Consider the following 17,627-nt stretch of genomic DNA (forward strand, 5'->3'; position numbering starts at 1 on the left):
ATGTATTTACCGCTTACCACACCGCTTTCTGTTTTTGCTTTTTTCCGCTTACATTTACATATTGTTGTCAAATGTTATGCGTAAATTATTTGTTATACTGATAGCCGCTCTTTTAGGCCCATTGTATGCCGCCGCACAGGGGTATCAGATTACCGTTAAGCTGAAAAATTATACCGGCGGAAAGTTTTTCCTGGCTCACTACATGGGCAGGACTACCTACCTGGCAGATTCGGCAGATGTAAGTGCCTCCGGCGACGCGGTGTTGAAGGGAAAGGAGCAACTGCTGCCCGGGATCTATCTCCTGGTATTACCCGGTAAACAACAATACATCGAAACGCTGATCGACCGGCAACAGGTGTTCAATGTGAGCATAGATACAGCGGACCTGGTTAATAAAACGGTTTATAAAGGTAGTCCCGACAACGACCTGTTCCTGGGGTATAACAAATTCCTGTTTCAGCAGGAATCGCTGAGCAGGAGCATACAAACACAGTTACAAACCGCCAGAAGTGCCGCGGATTCCGCAAAGGTGTTGCCTTTGCAAAAGGAGCTGGGAAAGAAAATAGAGCATTTCCGTAACGACTTTATTGCGCAACATCCGGGCACCATTCTCAGTACTATTTTCCTGGCCATGAAGGAGCCGGAAGTACCGCAACAGCCTGCAGGAGCAGATTCGTCCTTCGCCTGGCGCTATTTCAAGAGCCACTACTGGGACCAGGTGGACCTGAGTAGCGACCGCCTGGTGAGAACGCCCATCCTGGAAGGGAAACTAAAAAAATACTTTACCCAGCTGGTGGTGGCTAACCCGGACTCTATTATGGTAGACTGCGACGAAGTGATTGCCCGCACGCGTAAGAGCAGGGAAGCTTTCAAATTTGTTTTATGGTGGCTTACCTATAATTATGAAAGCTCTCCTTACATGGGCATGGATGCGGTTTTTGTGCACCTGGTAGAAAAATATTATGTACCAGGAGAAGCATTTTGGCTGAGCAACGAACAGCTCAACAAAATTGTTGACCGGGCTTATACCATAGCGCCCAATCTGATTGGAAAGCAAGCTGCTCCGCTGGAGTTTAAGGATTCTTCCAATAACATGCTTTCCCTGTATAAAACGCCCGCCAAATATACCATATTGGTTTTCTGGGATCCTACCTGCGGACATTGTAAAACAGAGCTTCCCCGGCTGGATTCAGCGTACCGGGCCAACTGGAAAAGCAAAGGGGTCACCATGGTAGGTGTGAAAACGGAAGGAACCCGTGAAGAATGGCTGCAGTTTATTAACGAGCATCATCTCAGCGGATGGGTGCATGGCACGGATCCGCAGGCAGCCACTAACTATCGCCGTCTTTATGATGTATATAGTACGCCTATGATCTACCTATTGGACGACAAAAAGAAAATTGTGGCAAAAAAATTAGGAGTGGAGCAATTACAGGAGTTTCTAGACCGAAATATGGCCAGGAGTGAGGCGCAAAAGCATTGATCTGTCGGATATTTGCCAGACAATGGTGTGCTGATTGTCAGTAAGTTATCTTGTTTTAACATTCCTTTGGCATAGTCTTTGGCTAGGAGGGCATGAAGTCAGGAAGTGCTGTGTGCCTATCAAACAATAAGGGTACTCAGCTAATAATACCTGGCAAGCAAAAAACAGGGTTGCTATTTAAAAGCTGGCAAACAAAAAGTTAGCGGTGCTTTTGCCTGTTGGGCACCGCTTTTAACCATTGTAAAACAAAATTGTATGAAAAAATTAGTTTTATCCGTTGCAGCCTTGCTGATCGCAAGTATGACTTTCGCACAGGTGCAATGGGGGATTGTTGCTGGTCCGCAATTTTCAAGCGTAACCACAAAATCTGCGAATTCCAGTAAAGAAACCAGTAAAATACTAACCAGTGTCAGAGCGGGCGTTACCGTAGATATTCCACTGGCAGATGAATTTTATATTGGAACCGGGTTATTATACTCAGGTAAAGGAGGAAAAGATAAGAACTCCGATATGAAAACCAGTTTATCTTACCTGGAGCTCCCTGTTAATTTCATGTTTAAGCCAGAAGTAGGTAGTGGCCGGCTGGTATTGGCTGCAGGTCCTTATGTAGCTTATGGTGTAGGCGGAAAGTATAAAGATATTCCGGTAATTGGAGAAAGAAAGGCGTTTGAAGATGAAGCTGGCCTCTTGCAATTAAAACGTTTTGATGCCGGTGTAGGCGTTAACGTTGGTTACGAGCTGCCGGCAGGTTTATTCTTTGGTCTGAATACTGATTTGGGCCTGGTAAATGCGATGAAGAACACAGCCAATGATGCTAGCTTTAAAAACACTTCTTTTGGTGTATCCGTTGGATATAAATTCGGCGGAAAATAGCGCTGTTGCTATATGATTTTTTTATTAACCACCCGGGATTCCCGGGTGGTTTTTTATTATATATCGAAACCTTTGTTTATTTTAGCACCCATAAACCAGTAACCAATTTAGTTATAGCAATATTTCCCCAAAATAAGCGTCGAGGTTTTCATTATTATTTATTATTTACCGAACCACTGATGAAGTTCTTTACACTGTTTTCTACTGCGATTGTAGTGATTGTACTGAATTCCCATGCGCAGGTGAGTTTAGGGATCCGTGGAGGATACATTAACAGCGGGCTGGAGTCGGCCGGCAAGAGTATTTCCTCGAAACCTACAACGATGAACAGCTGGCATGCGGGAGTTTATTTTAATGTACCCCTCTTTAAGAATGGGTACCTGACACCGGGCCTCGATTATATTGTGAAGGGCGCCCAGTGGGATTACACCATATCGCATCCGGCGGAAGTATTTACTTCAGGCACCTCCCGGATGAAACTGAGATACCTTGAGTTGCCAGTGAACATGGTTTATAAAGTGCCGATAGGTATCGGCAAGTTTACGATTGGCGCCGGGCCTTATGCAGCCTACTGCCTGAGCGGCAAGTACGATCTATCCATTTATACCAATGGTAAAGAGGTGCAATCTTCCTCGCATTCGCTGGATTTCAATGCATCTCCCAACATTTTTGGTACTGACATGAACCTGCAGCGATGGGATGCAGGACTGAACTTCACCGCCGGGCTGGAGTTCAATTGTTTTCTTACGCTGAAAGCCACCTATGGTTATGGTATGGTGGATATAGACAAATCAGCGAACAATGAATTTAAAAACCGTTATTGGGGAGTAAGCCTGGGTTTTCTGTTTGACAGGGAAGACTGGTAGGGCCAGCCAACTACATTATTTGTAAGAAAGACCGCCTTCCGGGGTGGTCTTTCTTATTTTTTTTAGAGATGGATAGGGGAGAGGTCTGTTTACTGCGTCTTATTACCGAAAGATATCACCAGCAGGTGACATCGATCATTGGACAGTTATAATTAAAAGTGTGACAGTTATAGGGATATGCCACTACGTATCTACGTGATGGCATTTTTTTAATATGAAAGACAGCAAAAAAGGGAAAGACTTCTGTCCTTCCCTTATTTCATTGTCAGTTATTTATCAGATGATTACATGATTGCTGCCACCGCTTTCTGGATCACCTTTGGTTTACCAAGGGTATAATAATGGAGCACCGGAACGCCAAATGCTTTTAATTCCTTTGATTGGGCAATTAGCCATTCGGTTCCTACCAACTCAACATCCTTATCAGTCTTACATTTCAGGATTTCTGTAGACAGATCCGCCGGAATATCCACGTGGAAGATCCTGGGGAGCATGGTCATTTGTTTACGGCTGGTCAATGGTTTTAACCCCGGAATGATAGGTACTGTAATACCCATTTCCCGGCATTTGGTGACGAAATCAAAGAATTTCTGGTTGTCGAAAAACATTTGTGTAACGATATAATCAGCGCCATTTTCCACTTTACGCTTCAGGTGGGCGAGATCTGTTTGCATATTGGGTGCTTCAAAATGCTTCTCCGGGTAGCCGGCAACCCCGATGCAGAAATTGGTTTTAACGCCTCCCTGCAGGTCGTCTTCGAGGTATACGCCATTATTCATATGGGCCACCTGGTCCAGTAATTCAATGGCATAGCTATGTCCATGGGGATCTGGTTCGAAGAAAGTTTCATTTTTGGGTGCATCGCCACGTAATACCAACACGTTATCAATTCCGAGGAAATTGAGGTCTATCAGGGCATTTTCTGTTTCTTCCCGGCTAAAGCCGCCACAGATAAGGTGAGGTACCGCATCCACAGTATAATGATTCATAATGGCCGCACAAATGCCTACTGTACCGGGGCGTTTACGGATTTCTACCTTTTCAAACGAACCATCTGCCTTCTTCTTGAACATATGCTCGCTGCGATGGTAGGTAACATTGATAAAAGCCGGCTTGAACTCCATCAGGGGGTCCAGGTGATCGTAGATCGACTCAATGCTCTTTCCTTTCAGCGGGGGAAGGATTTCAAAAGAAATCAGCGTGTCTTTTGCCTGCGCAATATGTTCAGTTACTTTCATAAAGTTATCGTCTTTAAGGAATGGGGTACCCTTATTCCAGCTAAAAATACGCGGGCAAAAATAAGATATCCCCTAATTATAATCAGATCAATTTTAATCTTATCTCAACTATAACTAGGCTAAGTGAATGAATTGCTTATTTTTGCTAAGTTTGATCATATGGCATTAAGAATACATACAGACCAGCTGGTAAAGCGTTACGGCAACAGAACGGTGGTAAACCATGTATCTGTGGAGGTGTCTCAGGGTGAGATAGTAGGGCTGCTGGGCCCTAATGGAGCAGGTAAAACAACCTCTTTCTATATGGTGGTAGGGCTTATCAAGCCAGACGAAGGTAACGTGTACCTGGATGACCAGAACATTACCAAGCTGCCCATGTACAAGAGGGCACAAATGGGTATTGGCTATCTCCCGCAGGAAGCTTCGGTATTCAGGAAACTCAGCGTGGAAGACAACATCGCTGCCGTATTGGAAATGACAAAGCTGAAAAAAGCAGAACAAAAAGAAAAACTGGAGAGCCTGTTGGCCGAATTCAGGCTTACTCATGTGCGCAAAAGCCCCGGAGATGTACTGAGCGGGGGAGAACGCCGTCGTACTGAGATAGCCCGGGCCCTGGCCGTGGATCCAAAATTTATCTTGCTGGATGAACCTTTCGCCGGTATCGACCCTATTGCGGTGGAAGATATACAGGGAATTGTAGCCAAACTGAAATATAAGAATATCGGTATCCTGATCACAGACCACAACGTACAGGAAACGCTCTCTATCACTGACCGGGCTTACCTGCTGTTTGAAGGTAAAATCCTTAAATCCGGGACGGCGGAAGAGCTAGCGGCTGACGAACAGGTAAGAAAAGTGTATCTTGGCCAGAATTTTATCCTGCGCCGGAAAGATTACCTCGACGAAGCAGCAAAACAGTAAAAATAATTCTACAGCATCCTATATGAGAATTTTAAGTCCTGCAATATCACAACTGGCAAGATTGCGCATGGGGCGTATTGCATATTTTATGCAGTATCCCGTGCAGGTGCAGCAGCAGGTATTCCAAAACCTTATTAGTGCCGCTCAGTATACCGAATTTGGTAAACAATACGGCTTTTCGAAAATTTATAAGATAGAAGAATATAAGCAGCGCGTTCCCATTCATACTTATGATACCATCAAGCCTTATATACAACGCACGATGGAAGGACAACAGAATGTGCTCTGGAATACTCCCATCAAATGGTTTGCTAAATCGAGCGGAACTACGGCCGATAAAAGCAAGTTTATTCCCGTAACGGTGGAAAGTCTCGATGAATGCCACTACCGCTCGGGCCGCGATGTAATTTCTCTCTATTATAATAACTTCCCTGACTCCGATGTGTTTACCGGTAAATCACTGGTCATCGGCGGCAGTCACCAGGTAAACAAACTGTCGGAAAACAGCGACTCCTATTTTGGGGATCTGAGTGCGGTAATGCTGCAGAATATGCCGTTCTACGGTAATATGATCCGTACCCCCGACCTGGAAATAGCTCTCATGGATGAATGGGAAGAAAAGATAGAACGTATGGCCAATGCGGTTATCCATGAAAATGTAACCTCTATCGCAGGGGTACCTACCTGGACCATCGTATTGATTAAACGTATTTTTGAACTCACCGGTACAGACAACCTGGCTGACGTATGGCCCAACCTGGAGTTATATATGCACGGTGGCGTAAGCTTTACGCCCTACCGCGAACAGTTCAGAAAACTGATCCGCAAACCCCTGATGCATTACCAGGAAACTTATAATGCATCAGAAGGCTTCTTTGCTGCACAGGACGTGATTGGAGAAGATGGGTTGCTCCTGTTTCTTAACCATGGCATCTTTTACGAGTTCATGCCCATGGAGGAATTGGGTAAAGAAGAGCCACGTACGCTCCAGTTACAGGAAGTGGAACTGGGTAAGAACTATGCGCTGGTAATCAGCACCAATGGTGGCTTATGGCGCTATATGGTGGGAGACACCATCCAGTTTACATCCCTGATTCCTTATCGCATTAAAGTAAGCGGCAGAACCAAATCATTTATCAATGCTTTTGGAGAGGAAGTGATCGTGGAAAATTCTGACACCGCTATTGCGAAAGCTGCGGAAGCTACCGGCGCTGTGGTAAATGATTATACTGCAGCCCCTGTGTACTTCAGTGATCATGGTAATGGTGGACATGAATGGTTGGTGGAATTTGAAGTAGCGCCGGATGATATTAGCCGGTTTACCACGGTATTGGACAATACGCTCAAAGCCATCAATTCTGATTACGAAGCCAAGAGGTATAAAGATATTGCCCTCCATATGCCGTTGATACATGTATTGCCGGCCGGTACTTTTTGTGAGTTCCTGAAAAGTAAAGGTAAACTTGGTGGACAACATAAAGTGCCTCGTTTAAACAATGACCGTAATTACCTGGAAGAAATTCTGAAATTTGCGGCTGATAACATGAATGCTTAAAACCTATCAACTATAACATGAAATTACTGGAGAACAAAGTAGCGATAGTTACAGGCGCCAGCCGTGGTATCGGAGAAGCCATTGCTTTAAAATTTGCAGCACAGGGAGCTGACGTAGCATTTACCTATGTAAGCTCTGATGAGAAAGCCAAAGCCCTTGAAGCAAAACTGACTGCTTTGGGTGTTAAAGCCAAAGCATATAAATCCAATGCCGGCGTATACGAAGAGTGCGAAACACTGGTAGCAGATGTACTGAAAGAATTCGGCAAAATAGATATCTGTGTTAATAACGCTGGTATCTCCAAAGATAATCTCCTGCTCCGCATGAGCCCAGATCAATGGGATGATGTAATGAACATCAACCTGAAGAGCGTATACAATATGACCAAGCAGGTAATACGCCCTATGATGAAGGCAAAGAGCGGCAGCATCATTAACATGAGCTCTGTGATAGGTATCATGGGTAATGCCGGGCAGAGCAGCTATGCCGCTTCGAAAGCCGGTATTATCGGATTCTCCAAATCCATTGCGCAGGAACTGGGTAGCCGTAACATCCGTTGTAATGCGGTGGCGCCGGGCTTCGTGGAAACAGATATGACCCAATACCTCAAAGAAGGAGAAGGGGCAGCCAACTATATTCAGCAAATTCCATTGGCCCGCTTTGGTACACCTGAAGATATCGCCAATGTATGCCTGTTCCTGGCTTCCGATATGAGCAGCTATGTAACCGGCCAAACGATCAGCGCTTGCGGTGGTTTGTGTATGTAATTCAATTAATTAAATAGTAGAAAAACGCGGGCTATAAACCCGCGTTTTTTTATTGGGGCTAGTTTCCGTATCTTTTCGGCACAGTGAACATGGTGAGGATGACTATAGATTTTGGAGGAACGAAGTAAAAATATTGCCCAGCAACAACATCGAATGCCCACTTTTGAATCGTTATTCAAGAAGTATTACCCCGCGCTCTGCACATTTGCTTATGATTTTGTAAACAGGCATGAATTAGCGGAGGAAATTGTACAGGACACCTTCATGAAAATATGGGAGAAGTTTGACGACCTGGATATCCAGGTGTCTGAAAAGGCATATCTATACAGGGCTGTACAAAATAACTGTCTTAATTATATTAAACAACATAAGGTAAGAGCGAGGTATAGTAACGAATTACTGCAACAGGTGGAATCCCGTATCTCCCTGCTCAGTATGGCGTCTACCCATTCGCCCGTTGAAAAGCTGGAACACGCTGAGCTGGAAATACTGGCGGAGAAAGCCATCCGGAAACTGCCCCCGCAATGCCAGGATGTGTTTCGCCTCAGTCGCTTCGAACAATTGAGTTATCCCGAAATATCCCGCCACCTGGGCATCTCTGTCAATACCGTTAAAACCCAAATGACCCGCGCGCTGCAACGATTGCGGGATGAGCTACTCCCCCTGCTGAAAGTGAACGATTAAACTGAAAAGAATTTTTTTTACGCTTGTCACCCTGTTTGTTCCGGAATGTTGTCTTAGTATCTGTTTACAGAGATTATGGGGCTTAACTATACACAGGAGCAGGTAGATGACCTGATCGCGCACTTTTTGTCCGGTAATATTTCCGGGGATGCACAAGAAATACTGGAGCAGTGGATCAATGAAACGCCAGCAAACCAGGCTTATTTCCTGCAACTGAGGGATGCCTGGCAAATGACGGCACAACCAGGGAATTATGATACTCTCGCCGCCTGGGATAGTGTGCAGCAAAGTATGAGCATAACACCGGTGGTAAAAGTGAGCAAATGGAAAAATTATCTCCGGATAGCAGCATCCTATACACTGCCGTTCCTGATTGGCGGAGGGCTGGTATATGCCTGGTCTGTATCCCGGAAGAACGATAGCAATAACGCGATCGTAACCGTGATCAGCCCCAAAGGGGCTACCACCAAAATTGAATTGTCTGACGGCACGGAAGTATGGCTGAATGCAGGCAGTAAGTTGCAATACGCACAATCTTACAATGTTCGCGGCCGTGAAGTAAAACTGGAAGGAGAAGCATTTTTTAAAGTACATACCAATGCGCAGAAACCCTTTACGGTAAAGGCTTCGGATCTGCGGATACTCGCACTCGGCACCTCTTTCAACGTGAAGGCTTACCCGGAAGATAAAACGGTGGTAACCACCCTGGTAGAAGGGGAAGTGAAAATTGATGGGAGCAACACTAAAACGCCTTTCGGAATCATGATGAAGCCTCACCAGCATGTGGTGTATAACAAAACCATATCTATCAACAAAGGTGAACAACAGAAAAAGATCAATAACCCGGGAGATAGCAGCACCGCTACCCCAATAGAGAGCCAGGAGGTAAAAGATACAGAAATATACACCTCCTGGAAAGACGGCAACTGGATGGTGGCCGCTCAAACCCTGGACGAACTGGCCATCACCATGGAACGCAGGTTTAATGTAAAGGTGATTTTTAAAGATCAGGAACTAAAAGAATACCGGTTCAGTGGCACCTTCCGCCAGGAGACCCTTGAACAGGTATTAAATATCCTGAAGTTAACCGCGCCGCTAAAATATTCCATTGATAACGGAGTAGTGACGCTGCAGCTAGATAACGAATTGAAAAACAAATATTTAAAAGCATTTTAGACCGGTAAAATTACCGGTGAATATAGGAAGAAGTATTATTCAATAACCTGTAAAATCAACTTACATGTACGGTATGAACAACTAAAAAAATTGGGGTAATGCGACTTACCCCAATCAACGAACATCACTTGATGGTGAAATGCCTTTGCGACGGGCATCCACCGTAATCATTCGTTTAACTAAAATCTATACAAGTTTATGAAATCCACTGCAAACCTGGCGGCATTTTTTTGCCCCGGGCGAAAATTCTTGCTCATGACAAAATTGACGGGGCTGCTGATTTTCGGAAGTTTTTTACAAGTATCTGCTGGCGCTTTTGCGCAGGATAAAATAAAAGAACTACACGCTGAAAATACTAGTGTAAAAGAAGTATTTAAGCTCATTGAAAACAGCAGCAATTATCGCTTCTTCTATAACGAGAACTTCACGGATTTAAATAAGACGGTCACTATTGATGTAAAGGACAAAAAGATCAATGATATCCTGAAGCTGCTCATTAACAGTACCAACGTAACTTACCGGGTATTGGAAAACAACCTGGTAGTGATTACTCCCATCAATACCGCACAAGTAAAAGTAACCGGTTATGTAACAGATGCTGTTACAAAAGAACCGCTGCCTGGCGTAACCGTAGCCGTAGAAGGAACTACCATTGGTGCAGTAACAGATGCTACGGGGAAATATACTATTACGGCGCCTTCCGAAAGTAGCGTACTGGTGTTTTCCTTTATCGGCTATACACCACAAAAATTAGTGGTGGGCAGCCGGCAGGAAATTAATGTAAAACTGGACGGAGATACCAAAAAACTGGAAGAAGTAGTAGTAATGGGCTACACCACTACTACCACCAAAAACCTCACCGGGGCTGCACAAGCGGTAAGCGGCGCCAAACTGAAAGATGTTACCGCCGGCAGCATGGACAAAATGCTCCAGGGTAAAGTGAGTGGCGTATTTGTCGGTAACAGCTCCGGCGACCCGGCAGCAGCGCCAGCCATCCGTATCCGTGGTAACGGTACATTAACTGCCGGTAACTCTCCGCTGGTAGTGGTAGATGGAATCATCGGCGGATTACCCAACCCCAGCGACATCGAAAGTGTGACCATCCTGAAAGATGCGGCAGCTACCACGCTATATGGCGCCCGCGCAGCCAATGGCGTAATGGTTATCACTACTAAAAGAGGTAAAGCCGGTAAAACACAGGTCAACTTCCGCACCAATGTAGGAACGGCCCACCTCAATACCGGACACTTTCACCTGATGAACGGTACCGAACTGTATGACCTGCAAACCGCCGCAGGAGCCAAGTTAGATCCATCTCTCCGGAATATAAATACAAACTGGCAAAAACTGGCCTTCCAGAATGCCTCCAATCAGAACTACGAACTATCTACCAGCGGCGGAAATGAAAAAACTAAATTCTACCTCGGCGGTAACTACTATAAAGAAGATGGTATCCTGAAAGGTACAGGTGTAGAGCGCTTCAGCACACGCCTCAACCTCGACCACAACATTACCGATAAATTCCGCGTTACCTTTAACGTGGCCGGAACCCAAACATCTGATAAAGATAATTCCAACGGTTCGTTGTATCAATACTATACCAACCTGCCCTGGGATAAGGCCTACGATGCACAAGGCAAGCCGGTAAACCCACTCACGGCAGACAACTGGTACGGAAGGGATATGACTAACTTCCTGTATGACCAACAATATAACTATACCAAAAATAAAAGGCAGTCGCTCGAAGCATTGGTGAAGCTGGAATACGACATTACCAAATGGTTGTCTTTCAGTACGACCAACCGCGCACAATATTATCATTTTAACCAGGAAAGCAATGGGGATGTAAGAACATCCGCCGGTTCCGACGATCGTGGTAACCTGTACAACTACTACCAGGATACTTCCAGCTATATCAGCTCCAACCTGTTAAGGGCAAGATATACCATCAACAAGAAACATAACCTGGATGGACTGGTAGGCGCTGAATTCCAGCAAACTCACCTAAATGATATTAACGCAAAAGGCAAAGGTATTATACAAGGGGTAAGTGTACTGGATGGTACTTCTGCCCCAATGTCTATCGGAGGCTCTAAGATAGATCGCGCCTTCAATTCCTACTTTGTTCAGGCCAACTATAACTACGATTATAAATATTATTTCACCTCTTCCTTTAGAAGAGATGGCTCTTCCAAATTCGGTGCTAACCAGCAATATGGTAACTTCTATGCGTTTGGTGCTTCCTGGGCTATCTCCGAAGAAAACTTCATCAAGCAGATCAAAGCCATTACCAACCTGAAACTGAGAGCCAGTTATGGTACTACCGGTAATGCCGAAATAGGCGACTATAGCGCTATTGGCGCCTATGCCATCAATACCCAGTACAATGGATTTCCCGGCGCTTACCAAAGCATTTATAATGTACCGAATCTTTCCTGGGAAAAAGCGTACAATTCCAACATCGGTATCGACCTGGGTTTATTCAACCGGATTAACCTGACACTGGAACTTTATCAGAAAGATAACAAAGACCTGCTGTTTAATGTACCTCTGCCCGGAACCGCCGGCTATAGCTACATTTCACAGAACGTTGGGTCCGTACGTAATAAGGGAATTGAAATCAGCCTTAGTACCGATAACCTGGTGGGTGCGTTTAAATGGAGCACCGATTTCAATATTGGCTTCAACAAAAACAGGGTAACAGAATTATACGGTGGTAAAGACCAGATCATAGATCCTATCAACGGTTATTTTGTATTACGCCAGGGACAAGACATGCGCAGCTTCTATATGCGTAAATGGGCCGGCGTAGATCCGTCTAATGGTGACCCACTATGGGAAAAGCTGATTACGGATGCCGATGGTAAAGTAACCGGTAAAACCACGACTAATAATTACAACGATGCCTCTCTGCAAATTGTAGGTTCTGCTACGCCGAAGTTCTTCGGAGGTATGCGTAATACTTTCTCCTACAAAAACTTTCAGTTGAGTGCCTTCCTGGCCTTTGTTTCGGGTAACCAGGTGTATAACAGCACCCGGGAGCTGATGGACAACGACGGCGCTTACTATACCTATAATATGATGGAGCTGGATAATGGCTGGAGCCGTTGGCAGAAGCCCGGGGACAATGCCACCCACCCATTATTTAAAATCAAGGGTAACAAAAATTCACATAAACCATCTTCCCGCTTCCTGGAAGACGGTAGCTACCTGCGTTTAAGAAATGTTAACCTGAGCTATGCATTGCCTAAAGCCTGGCTGGACCGCGTGCATATTGGCAACGCCAGAATTTCTATCGGCGGTGATAACCTGTGGACATTAACCAAATTCTCTGGTCTGGATCCTGAAGTAGATGATCGCGGTATCAACTCCATTAAGTACCCATCCAGCACCAAGTGGTTTGCAGGCCTTGAAATTAATTTTTAACAGGAGCTAAAAGAGATTATCATGAAACACATGTCAAAATATTTTGCAGGCCTGTTGCTGCTATCAATGGCAACTTCCTGTTCATTGAAGAAAGACCCATATAGTGCATTACCGGATTCCAACATCCTGAATGATGAAACCAAGTGGCCGGCGGCTACTGCAGGAAACTATGCGTTGTTGAAGGAGGAAAATTTTACACGCAATTATTTCCAGATGGGAGAGTTTCCCAGTGATGATGTAGCACTCAGCGGTGCCACCACCGATCCGCTGTTTTACTCTTATACCTACGGCCACCTGACCAACCAGGGAAACACGCTGCAGATCTGGCGTATGGGCTATAAAGCCATCAATGGCGCCAACAAACTCCTGGCAGTAATGCCCGAAGGGAAATCGGCTGCTATTAATGAAATGATTGGTGAAAACCTTTTCATTCGCGCCTTTGTTCACTTTGGCCTGGTACGGAGCTTCGGTCGTCCTTATACACAAAGCCCCGAAACTAATCCAGGCATACCTGTTATTACTAAGTTTGATATCAACGCTTTGCCTGCGCGCAATACAGTGAAGGATGTATACGGGCAAATAGTTGCCGATTTAAAGAAGGGCACTGGCCTGATGGATAATTCCAATACCAATAGCTATGCCTCCAAAAGTGCTGCTATGGCGCTGTTGGCAAGGGTATATCTCTATATGGGTAAAAATGACTCGGCACGTATCTATGCCGATTCCGTGATTACCTCTGGTAATTATTCCCTGGTATCTACATCTGATTTACCCGGTTATTATACCAAGAGTAACGAGAATAACAAGGAAACTATCTTTGCCATTCACCACACTTTACAGGACGACCGTACCTGGAGCTCTATCGGTTCTATGTATTATATGTCGCCCGGTGGTATGGGCTATGGCGAAATTTATGCATCCCAGTCCTACCTCGATCTGTTGCATAAACATCCGGAAGATGTAAGAAATAAATTTGTACAAGCTGTATATACGACCGATGCCAACGGGAATAAAGTGCTGGCCACCCGCAATGGTGTGCCTAAATGGTATATTCTCAAATACTCTAACCAGGATAACGTACCTACACTTAGTTCCCCGGTAGTATTGCGTTTGGCAGAAATGTACCTGGTCCGGGCAGAGGCCAATGCCAAGCTGGGCAACAATGCTGCTGCCATCGCAGATGTGAACATAATCCGCCAGCGGGCTGGCCTGAGCGGCGCTGCATTATTTACGCCCACCGATCTGAAAGGCTACGCTTCGGTGCTGGACGTAGTACTGGATGAACGCCGCCTGGAGCTGGCTTTTGAAACACATCGTGTGTTTGACCTGTTCCGCAACAACAGAAATGTATACCGTAATTACCCGGGTGTACAAACCAATCCGCAAACAGTTTCTTATACCGATGCCAGGGTAGTACACTTCATCCCACAACAGGAAATATTGCTGGACCCCAACCTGGTACAGAACCCAATACAATAAAATACCTGATGAAAGCCCCTTGAATGGGGCTTTCGCTTTTATAAAATAATCCGGAAAAGAAGAGCCAACAGTAGTAAATTTATAACCGGTGAACATTTAAAAAATTCTTAGTCTACATGTATCAGTACAGCCATCATTTCCGCCATTACAGAAAAGGATTGTTACTGGCAGGATTTGCCTTCTGCTTTCTTACCGCCGCACAGGCCCAGGAGCTGAAGTATACCTCCGGAAATAATAACTGGAATGCGGATTCGCTAGGTAACCACCGGGCGGTAGTTACTTTTAACGGAGCAGCCAATGTGGCCCGCGTGGTAATCCCATGGCGCCGGCGCGATGAACATCCCGAAGCAAAACGCATCATCATAGAGGATGCAAAAACAAAACAGAAAGTAGCCAATGTAAAAACGTTGGCGCTTACCCGTGAGCAGGGCGACATCTGCTTTGAACCTACTTCCGGTAAAGGCGAATACTATATATACTACCTGCCTTCCAAAAATGAAGGCAGGAATAACTATCCGAAAGGCGTGTACCTGGCGCCGGAACAAACTGCCGATAATACCTGGTTGCAAACAGTTTCGGATGGCATAAAACCCAATACCACGGTGAAAGAGCTGGAGTCGATAGATACCTTCAACTCTTTTTATCCCATGGAAGTGATTGCTACTGCTGCCGAAATGCAGCAGCTGAAGCTCAAACATCCGGGGGGCGGATATATGGTATTCCCGGAAGACCGCCAGTTTCCCATTAAAATGACCGACGACCTACCCCAGCGCTGGATAAAGAAAGGACCTTCACAGATTTTCGCCGGAATAGCCGATAAAGGAGAGTACTATGCCTTTCAGCTGGGCATTTATGCCCGCCGGGACATGAAGGATGTACAGGTTACGTTTGGTGACCTGAGCGCCGGTAATGGCAAAACCATTCCAGCGGCCCAGCTGAATTGTATTAATACCAATGGCACTACCTATGATGCCAGGCCGTTTAGCGCCACCGTAAATATTCCTGCCGGTAAAGTACAGGCCCTGTGGTGCGGGATTGATGTACCAGAGAATGCAGCACCGGGCATTTATAAAGGAGTCGCCGTTTTAAAGGCGGCCGACATGCCCGATATGCCTATCCGCCTCACTATCACGGTAACGAATAAACTGGCGGTGAACGGAGGCTTTAATGAGCCCTGGAAACAAACCCGGTTGAAATGGCTCAACTCCACGCTGGCACAGGATAACACCGTGATTGCACCTTATACGCCGCTGGAAATGAAAGATAGCGTGATCAGCTTATTGGGCCGCAAAATCGGTATCAATAAAGATGGTTTCCCGGCACAGATACAAACGTTTTTTACGCCTGAAATGACATCGCTCACCACGCAGCCCAAGAACATATTTACAGAACCGGTACACTTTCACTTTATCTCTGCTGCTACAGGCAAGGATTTGATATGGGCTCGTCAAGGCTGGCAGCTTACTTCCCGGGAAGCCGGTAAAATCAGCTGGAAAGCCATCAATACCGCTACTGGCCTGCAAATGGAGGTAAATGCAGCACTCGAATTTGATGGTTTCCTCGACTATACCGTAAAAGTAACGGCCCTGGAGGATGTAGCCCTGAAAGAAATTACCATGCACCTGCCGTTCGATAAAGGTGCTGCCAGGTATATGATGGGCCTTAACCAGAAAGGTGGCCTACGCCCCGAAAAGATCGACTGGAAATGGGATGTGGCACATAAAAACCAGGACGGCGCCTGGATTGGAGATGTGAACGCCGGTATCCAGTTCAATCTCCGCGATGAAAACTATGTGCGTCCATTAAATACAAATTTTTACCTCCAGAAACCTTTACTGTTACCCACTTCCTGGGGGAATGGCAACAAAGGCGGTATTACTATTGGCGAAAAAGGAACCGCTATACTGGTAAACAGCTACAGCGGAGAAAGAACTATGCACAAAGGAGACGTGTTGTACTATAACTTCCACCTCATCATAACACCCTTTCACCCAATTAATACCGACTTTCAATGGGCTACCCGCTTCTATCACAGGTATCACAACCTGGATAGCATTAAAGCTACCGGAGCAACCGTAGTGAATATCCACCATGGCAACGATATTAATCCCTGGATCAACTACCCATTTATTGAGTGGAAGAAAATGAAGGATTATATAGAGGAGGCCCATAGCAAAGGACTCAAAGTGAAAATTTATAATACGGTCAGAGAGCTGTCTAACCATGCCTGGGAAACTTTCCCATTGCGGAGCCTGGGGCATGAAGTATACAGCCCTGGTAATGGAGGCGGCTTTTCCTGGTTGCAGGAGCATATCGCCAAAGACTATATTGCTGCCTGGTTTGTGCCGGAATTCAAAGACGCTGCCATCATTAACAGTGGGATGAATCGCTGGCATAATTACTATGTAGAAGGCATGAACTGGCTGGTACAAAACGTAGGTATCGACGGTATTTATCTTGATGATGTGGCTTTCGACCGGGTAACTATGAAGCGGGTAAAAAGGGTGCTGACAAAAGATAATCACCCTGGGATTATCGATTTACACTCTGCTAACCAGTACAATAAATCCGATGGGTTTATTAACAGCGCAGTGTTGTATATGGAGCATTTCCCTTACCTGAACCGGCTTTGGTTCGGCGAATATTTCGATTATGAGCAAAATAGTCCTGATTTCTTCCTCACCGAAGTGAGTGGTATTCCATTTGGCCTAATGGGCGAAATGTTGCAGGACGGCGGCAACCAGTGGAGAGGTATGATTTACGGCATGACTAACCGTATGCCATGGACGGAAAACTCAGATCCCCGTCCAATCTGGAAAGTATGGGACGATTTTGGCATACAGGGAAGTAAAATGATTGGGTACTGGGTAGATAATAATCCGGTGAAGACCAATAATCCGTTGGTGCCGGCTACGATTTACCGGAAAGATGGGGGAGTACTGGTATCTATAGCCAGTTGGGCGCCGGAAGACGTGGCTGTTAAACTGAGTATCGACTGGAAAGCCCTGGGGATAGACCCCGTCCGGGCAACGATTACGGCGCCGGATATACGTAATTTCCAGCGGGGCCAGGTTTTTGGCAAGGATGCCAGCATCCCGGTACCAAAAAATAAAGGATGGCTGTTAATTATTAAATAGAAATTATCACGCAAAGAAACAA

Annotated in this window: 12 protein-coding genes; 11 read left to right on the top strand and 1 reads right to left on the bottom strand. The window is 45.5% G+C overall.

The genetic code is table 11. From position 1 onward, the window contains the following. The first annotated feature begins 76 nt into the window (after positions 1-76). The 3 genes from HGH90_RS19735 to HGH90_RS19745 all read left to right on the top strand — a co-directional run bounded on the left by HGH90_RS19735 (position 77) and on the right by HGH90_RS19745 (position 3,222). Positions 77-1,483, top strand: coding sequence for a TlpA family protein disulfide reductase (locus HGH90_RS19735; protein ID WP_168765073.1), 1,407 nt, complete (start codon positions 77-79; stop codon positions 1,481-1,483). A 255-nt stretch (positions 1,484-1,738) separates the two neighbouring features. Continuing rightward, the gene (locus HGH90_RS19740) at positions 1,739-2,356 is read left to right on the top strand and encodes a porin family protein (RefSeq protein ID WP_168765074.1); all 618 of its coding nucleotides are present in this window, start codon (positions 1,739-1,741) and stop codon (positions 2,354-2,356) included. 179 nt (positions 2,357-2,535) lie between these two features. Then, on the top strand, positions 2,536-3,222 hold the full coding sequence (locus tag HGH90_RS19745; protein WP_168765075.1) for an outer membrane beta-barrel protein: 687 nt from the start codon (positions 2,536-2,538) through the stop codon (positions 3,220-3,222). 284 nt (positions 3,223-3,506) lie between these two features. Here HGH90_RS19745 and metF read toward each other — a convergent pair whose 3' ends face one another. Next, complete coding sequence (gene metF / locus HGH90_RS19750) at positions 3,507-4,460, bottom strand: methylenetetrahydrofolate reductase [NAD(P)H] (RefSeq protein ID WP_145661661.1); 954 nt, start codon at positions 4,458-4,460, stop codon at positions 3,507-3,509. Positions 4,461-4,619: 159 nt separating this feature from the next. Between metF and lptB the strand changes: the two genes are divergently transcribed. From lptB to HGH90_RS19790, 8 genes are all read left to right on the top strand, one after another. Further along, the gene (gene lptB, locus HGH90_RS19755; protein WP_145661658.1) at positions 4,620-5,381 is read left to right on the top strand and encodes an LPS export ABC transporter ATP-binding protein; all 762 of its coding nucleotides are present in this window, start codon (positions 4,620-4,622) and stop codon (positions 5,379-5,381) included. 22 nt (positions 5,382-5,403) lie between these two features. Beyond that, positions 5,404-6,936, top strand: a complete 1,533-nt coding sequence (locus tag HGH90_RS19760; protein ID WP_169191760.1) for a GH3 auxin-responsive promoter family protein — start codon at positions 5,404-5,406, stop codon at positions 6,934-6,936. 17 nt (positions 6,937-6,953) lie between these two features. Beyond that, complete coding sequence (gene fabG, locus HGH90_RS19765; RefSeq protein ID WP_168765077.1) at positions 6,954-7,703, top strand: 3-oxoacyl-[acyl-carrier-protein] reductase; 750 nt, start codon at positions 6,954-6,956, stop codon at positions 7,701-7,703. A 153-nt stretch (positions 7,704-7,856) separates the two neighbouring features. Continuing rightward, complete coding sequence (locus HGH90_RS19770; RefSeq protein ID WP_168765078.1) at positions 7,857-8,387, top strand: RNA polymerase sigma-70 factor; 531 nt, start codon at positions 7,857-7,859, stop codon at positions 8,385-8,387. A 75-nt stretch (positions 8,388-8,462) separates the two neighbouring features. Then, positions 8,463-9,563, top strand: coding sequence for a FecR family protein (locus HGH90_RS19775; protein WP_169191761.1), 1,101 nt, complete (start codon positions 8,463-8,465; stop codon positions 9,561-9,563). 255 nt (positions 9,564-9,818) lie between these two features. Beyond that, positions 9,819-12,989, top strand: a complete 3,171-nt coding sequence (locus tag HGH90_RS19780) for a TonB-dependent receptor (protein WP_169191762.1) — start codon at positions 9,819-9,821, stop codon at positions 12,987-12,989. A gap of 21 nt (positions 12,990-13,010) precedes the next feature. Next, entirely contained in the window at positions 13,011-14,468 is a 1,458-nt protein-coding gene (locus HGH90_RS19785; protein WP_168765081.1) for a RagB/SusD family nutrient uptake outer membrane protein, read from the top strand. 116 nt (positions 14,469-14,584) lie between these two features. After that, positions 14,585-17,605, top strand: coding sequence for a glycoside hydrolase domain-containing protein (locus HGH90_RS19790; RefSeq protein ID WP_248277040.1), 3,021 nt, complete (start codon positions 14,585-14,587; stop codon positions 17,603-17,605). The last annotated feature ends 22 nt before the right edge of the window (positions 17,606-17,627 follow it).

The sequence above is a fragment of the Chitinophaga sp. Ak27 genome, from assembly GCF_012726295.1.
GTDB lineage: Bacteria > Bacteroidota > Bacteroidia > Chitinophagales > Chitinophagaceae > Chitinophaga.

Bases quoted from the DNA above. Each gene is read 5' to 3' on its own strand.
- lptB (WP_145661658.1), top strand. From the start codon at position 4,620: ATGGCATTAAGAATACATACAGACCAGCTGGTAAAGCGTTACGGCAAC.
- HGH90_RS19785 (WP_168765081.1), top strand. From the start codon at position 13,011: ATGAAACACATGTCAAAATATTTTGCAGGCCTGTTGCTGCTATCAATG.
- HGH90_RS19760 (WP_169191760.1), top strand. From the start codon at position 5,404: ATGAGAATTTTAAGTCCTGCAATATCACAACTGGCAAGATTGCGCATG.
- HGH90_RS19745 (WP_168765075.1), top strand. From the start codon at position 2,536: ATGAAGTTCTTTACACTGTTTTCTACTGCGATTGTAGTGATTGTACTG.
- HGH90_RS19770 (WP_168765078.1), top strand. From the start codon at position 7,857: ATGCCCACTTTTGAATCGTTATTCAAGAAGTATTACCCCGCGCTCTGC.
- HGH90_RS19780 (WP_169191762.1), top strand. From the start codon at position 9,819: ATGACAAAATTGACGGGGCTGCTGATTTTCGGAAGTTTTTTACAAGTA.
- fabG (WP_168765077.1), top strand. From the start codon at position 6,954: ATGAAATTACTGGAGAACAAAGTAGCGATAGTTACAGGCGCCAGCCGT.
- HGH90_RS19735 (WP_168765073.1), top strand. From the start codon at position 77: ATGCGTAAATTATTTGTTATACTGATAGCCGCTCTTTTAGGCCCATTG.
- HGH90_RS19775 (WP_169191761.1), top strand. From the start codon at position 8,463: ATGGGGCTTAACTATACACAGGAGCAGGTAGATGACCTGATCGCGCAC.
- HGH90_RS19740 (WP_168765074.1), top strand. From the start codon at position 1,739: ATGAAAAAATTAGTTTTATCCGTTGCAGCCTTGCTGATCGCAAGTATG.
- HGH90_RS19790 (WP_248277040.1), top strand. From the start codon at position 14,585: ATGTATCAGTACAGCCATCATTTCCGCCATTACAGAAAAGGATTGTTA.
- metF (WP_145661661.1), bottom strand. From the start codon at position 4,460: ATGAAAGTAACTGAACATATTGCGCAGGCAAAAGACACGCTGATTTCT.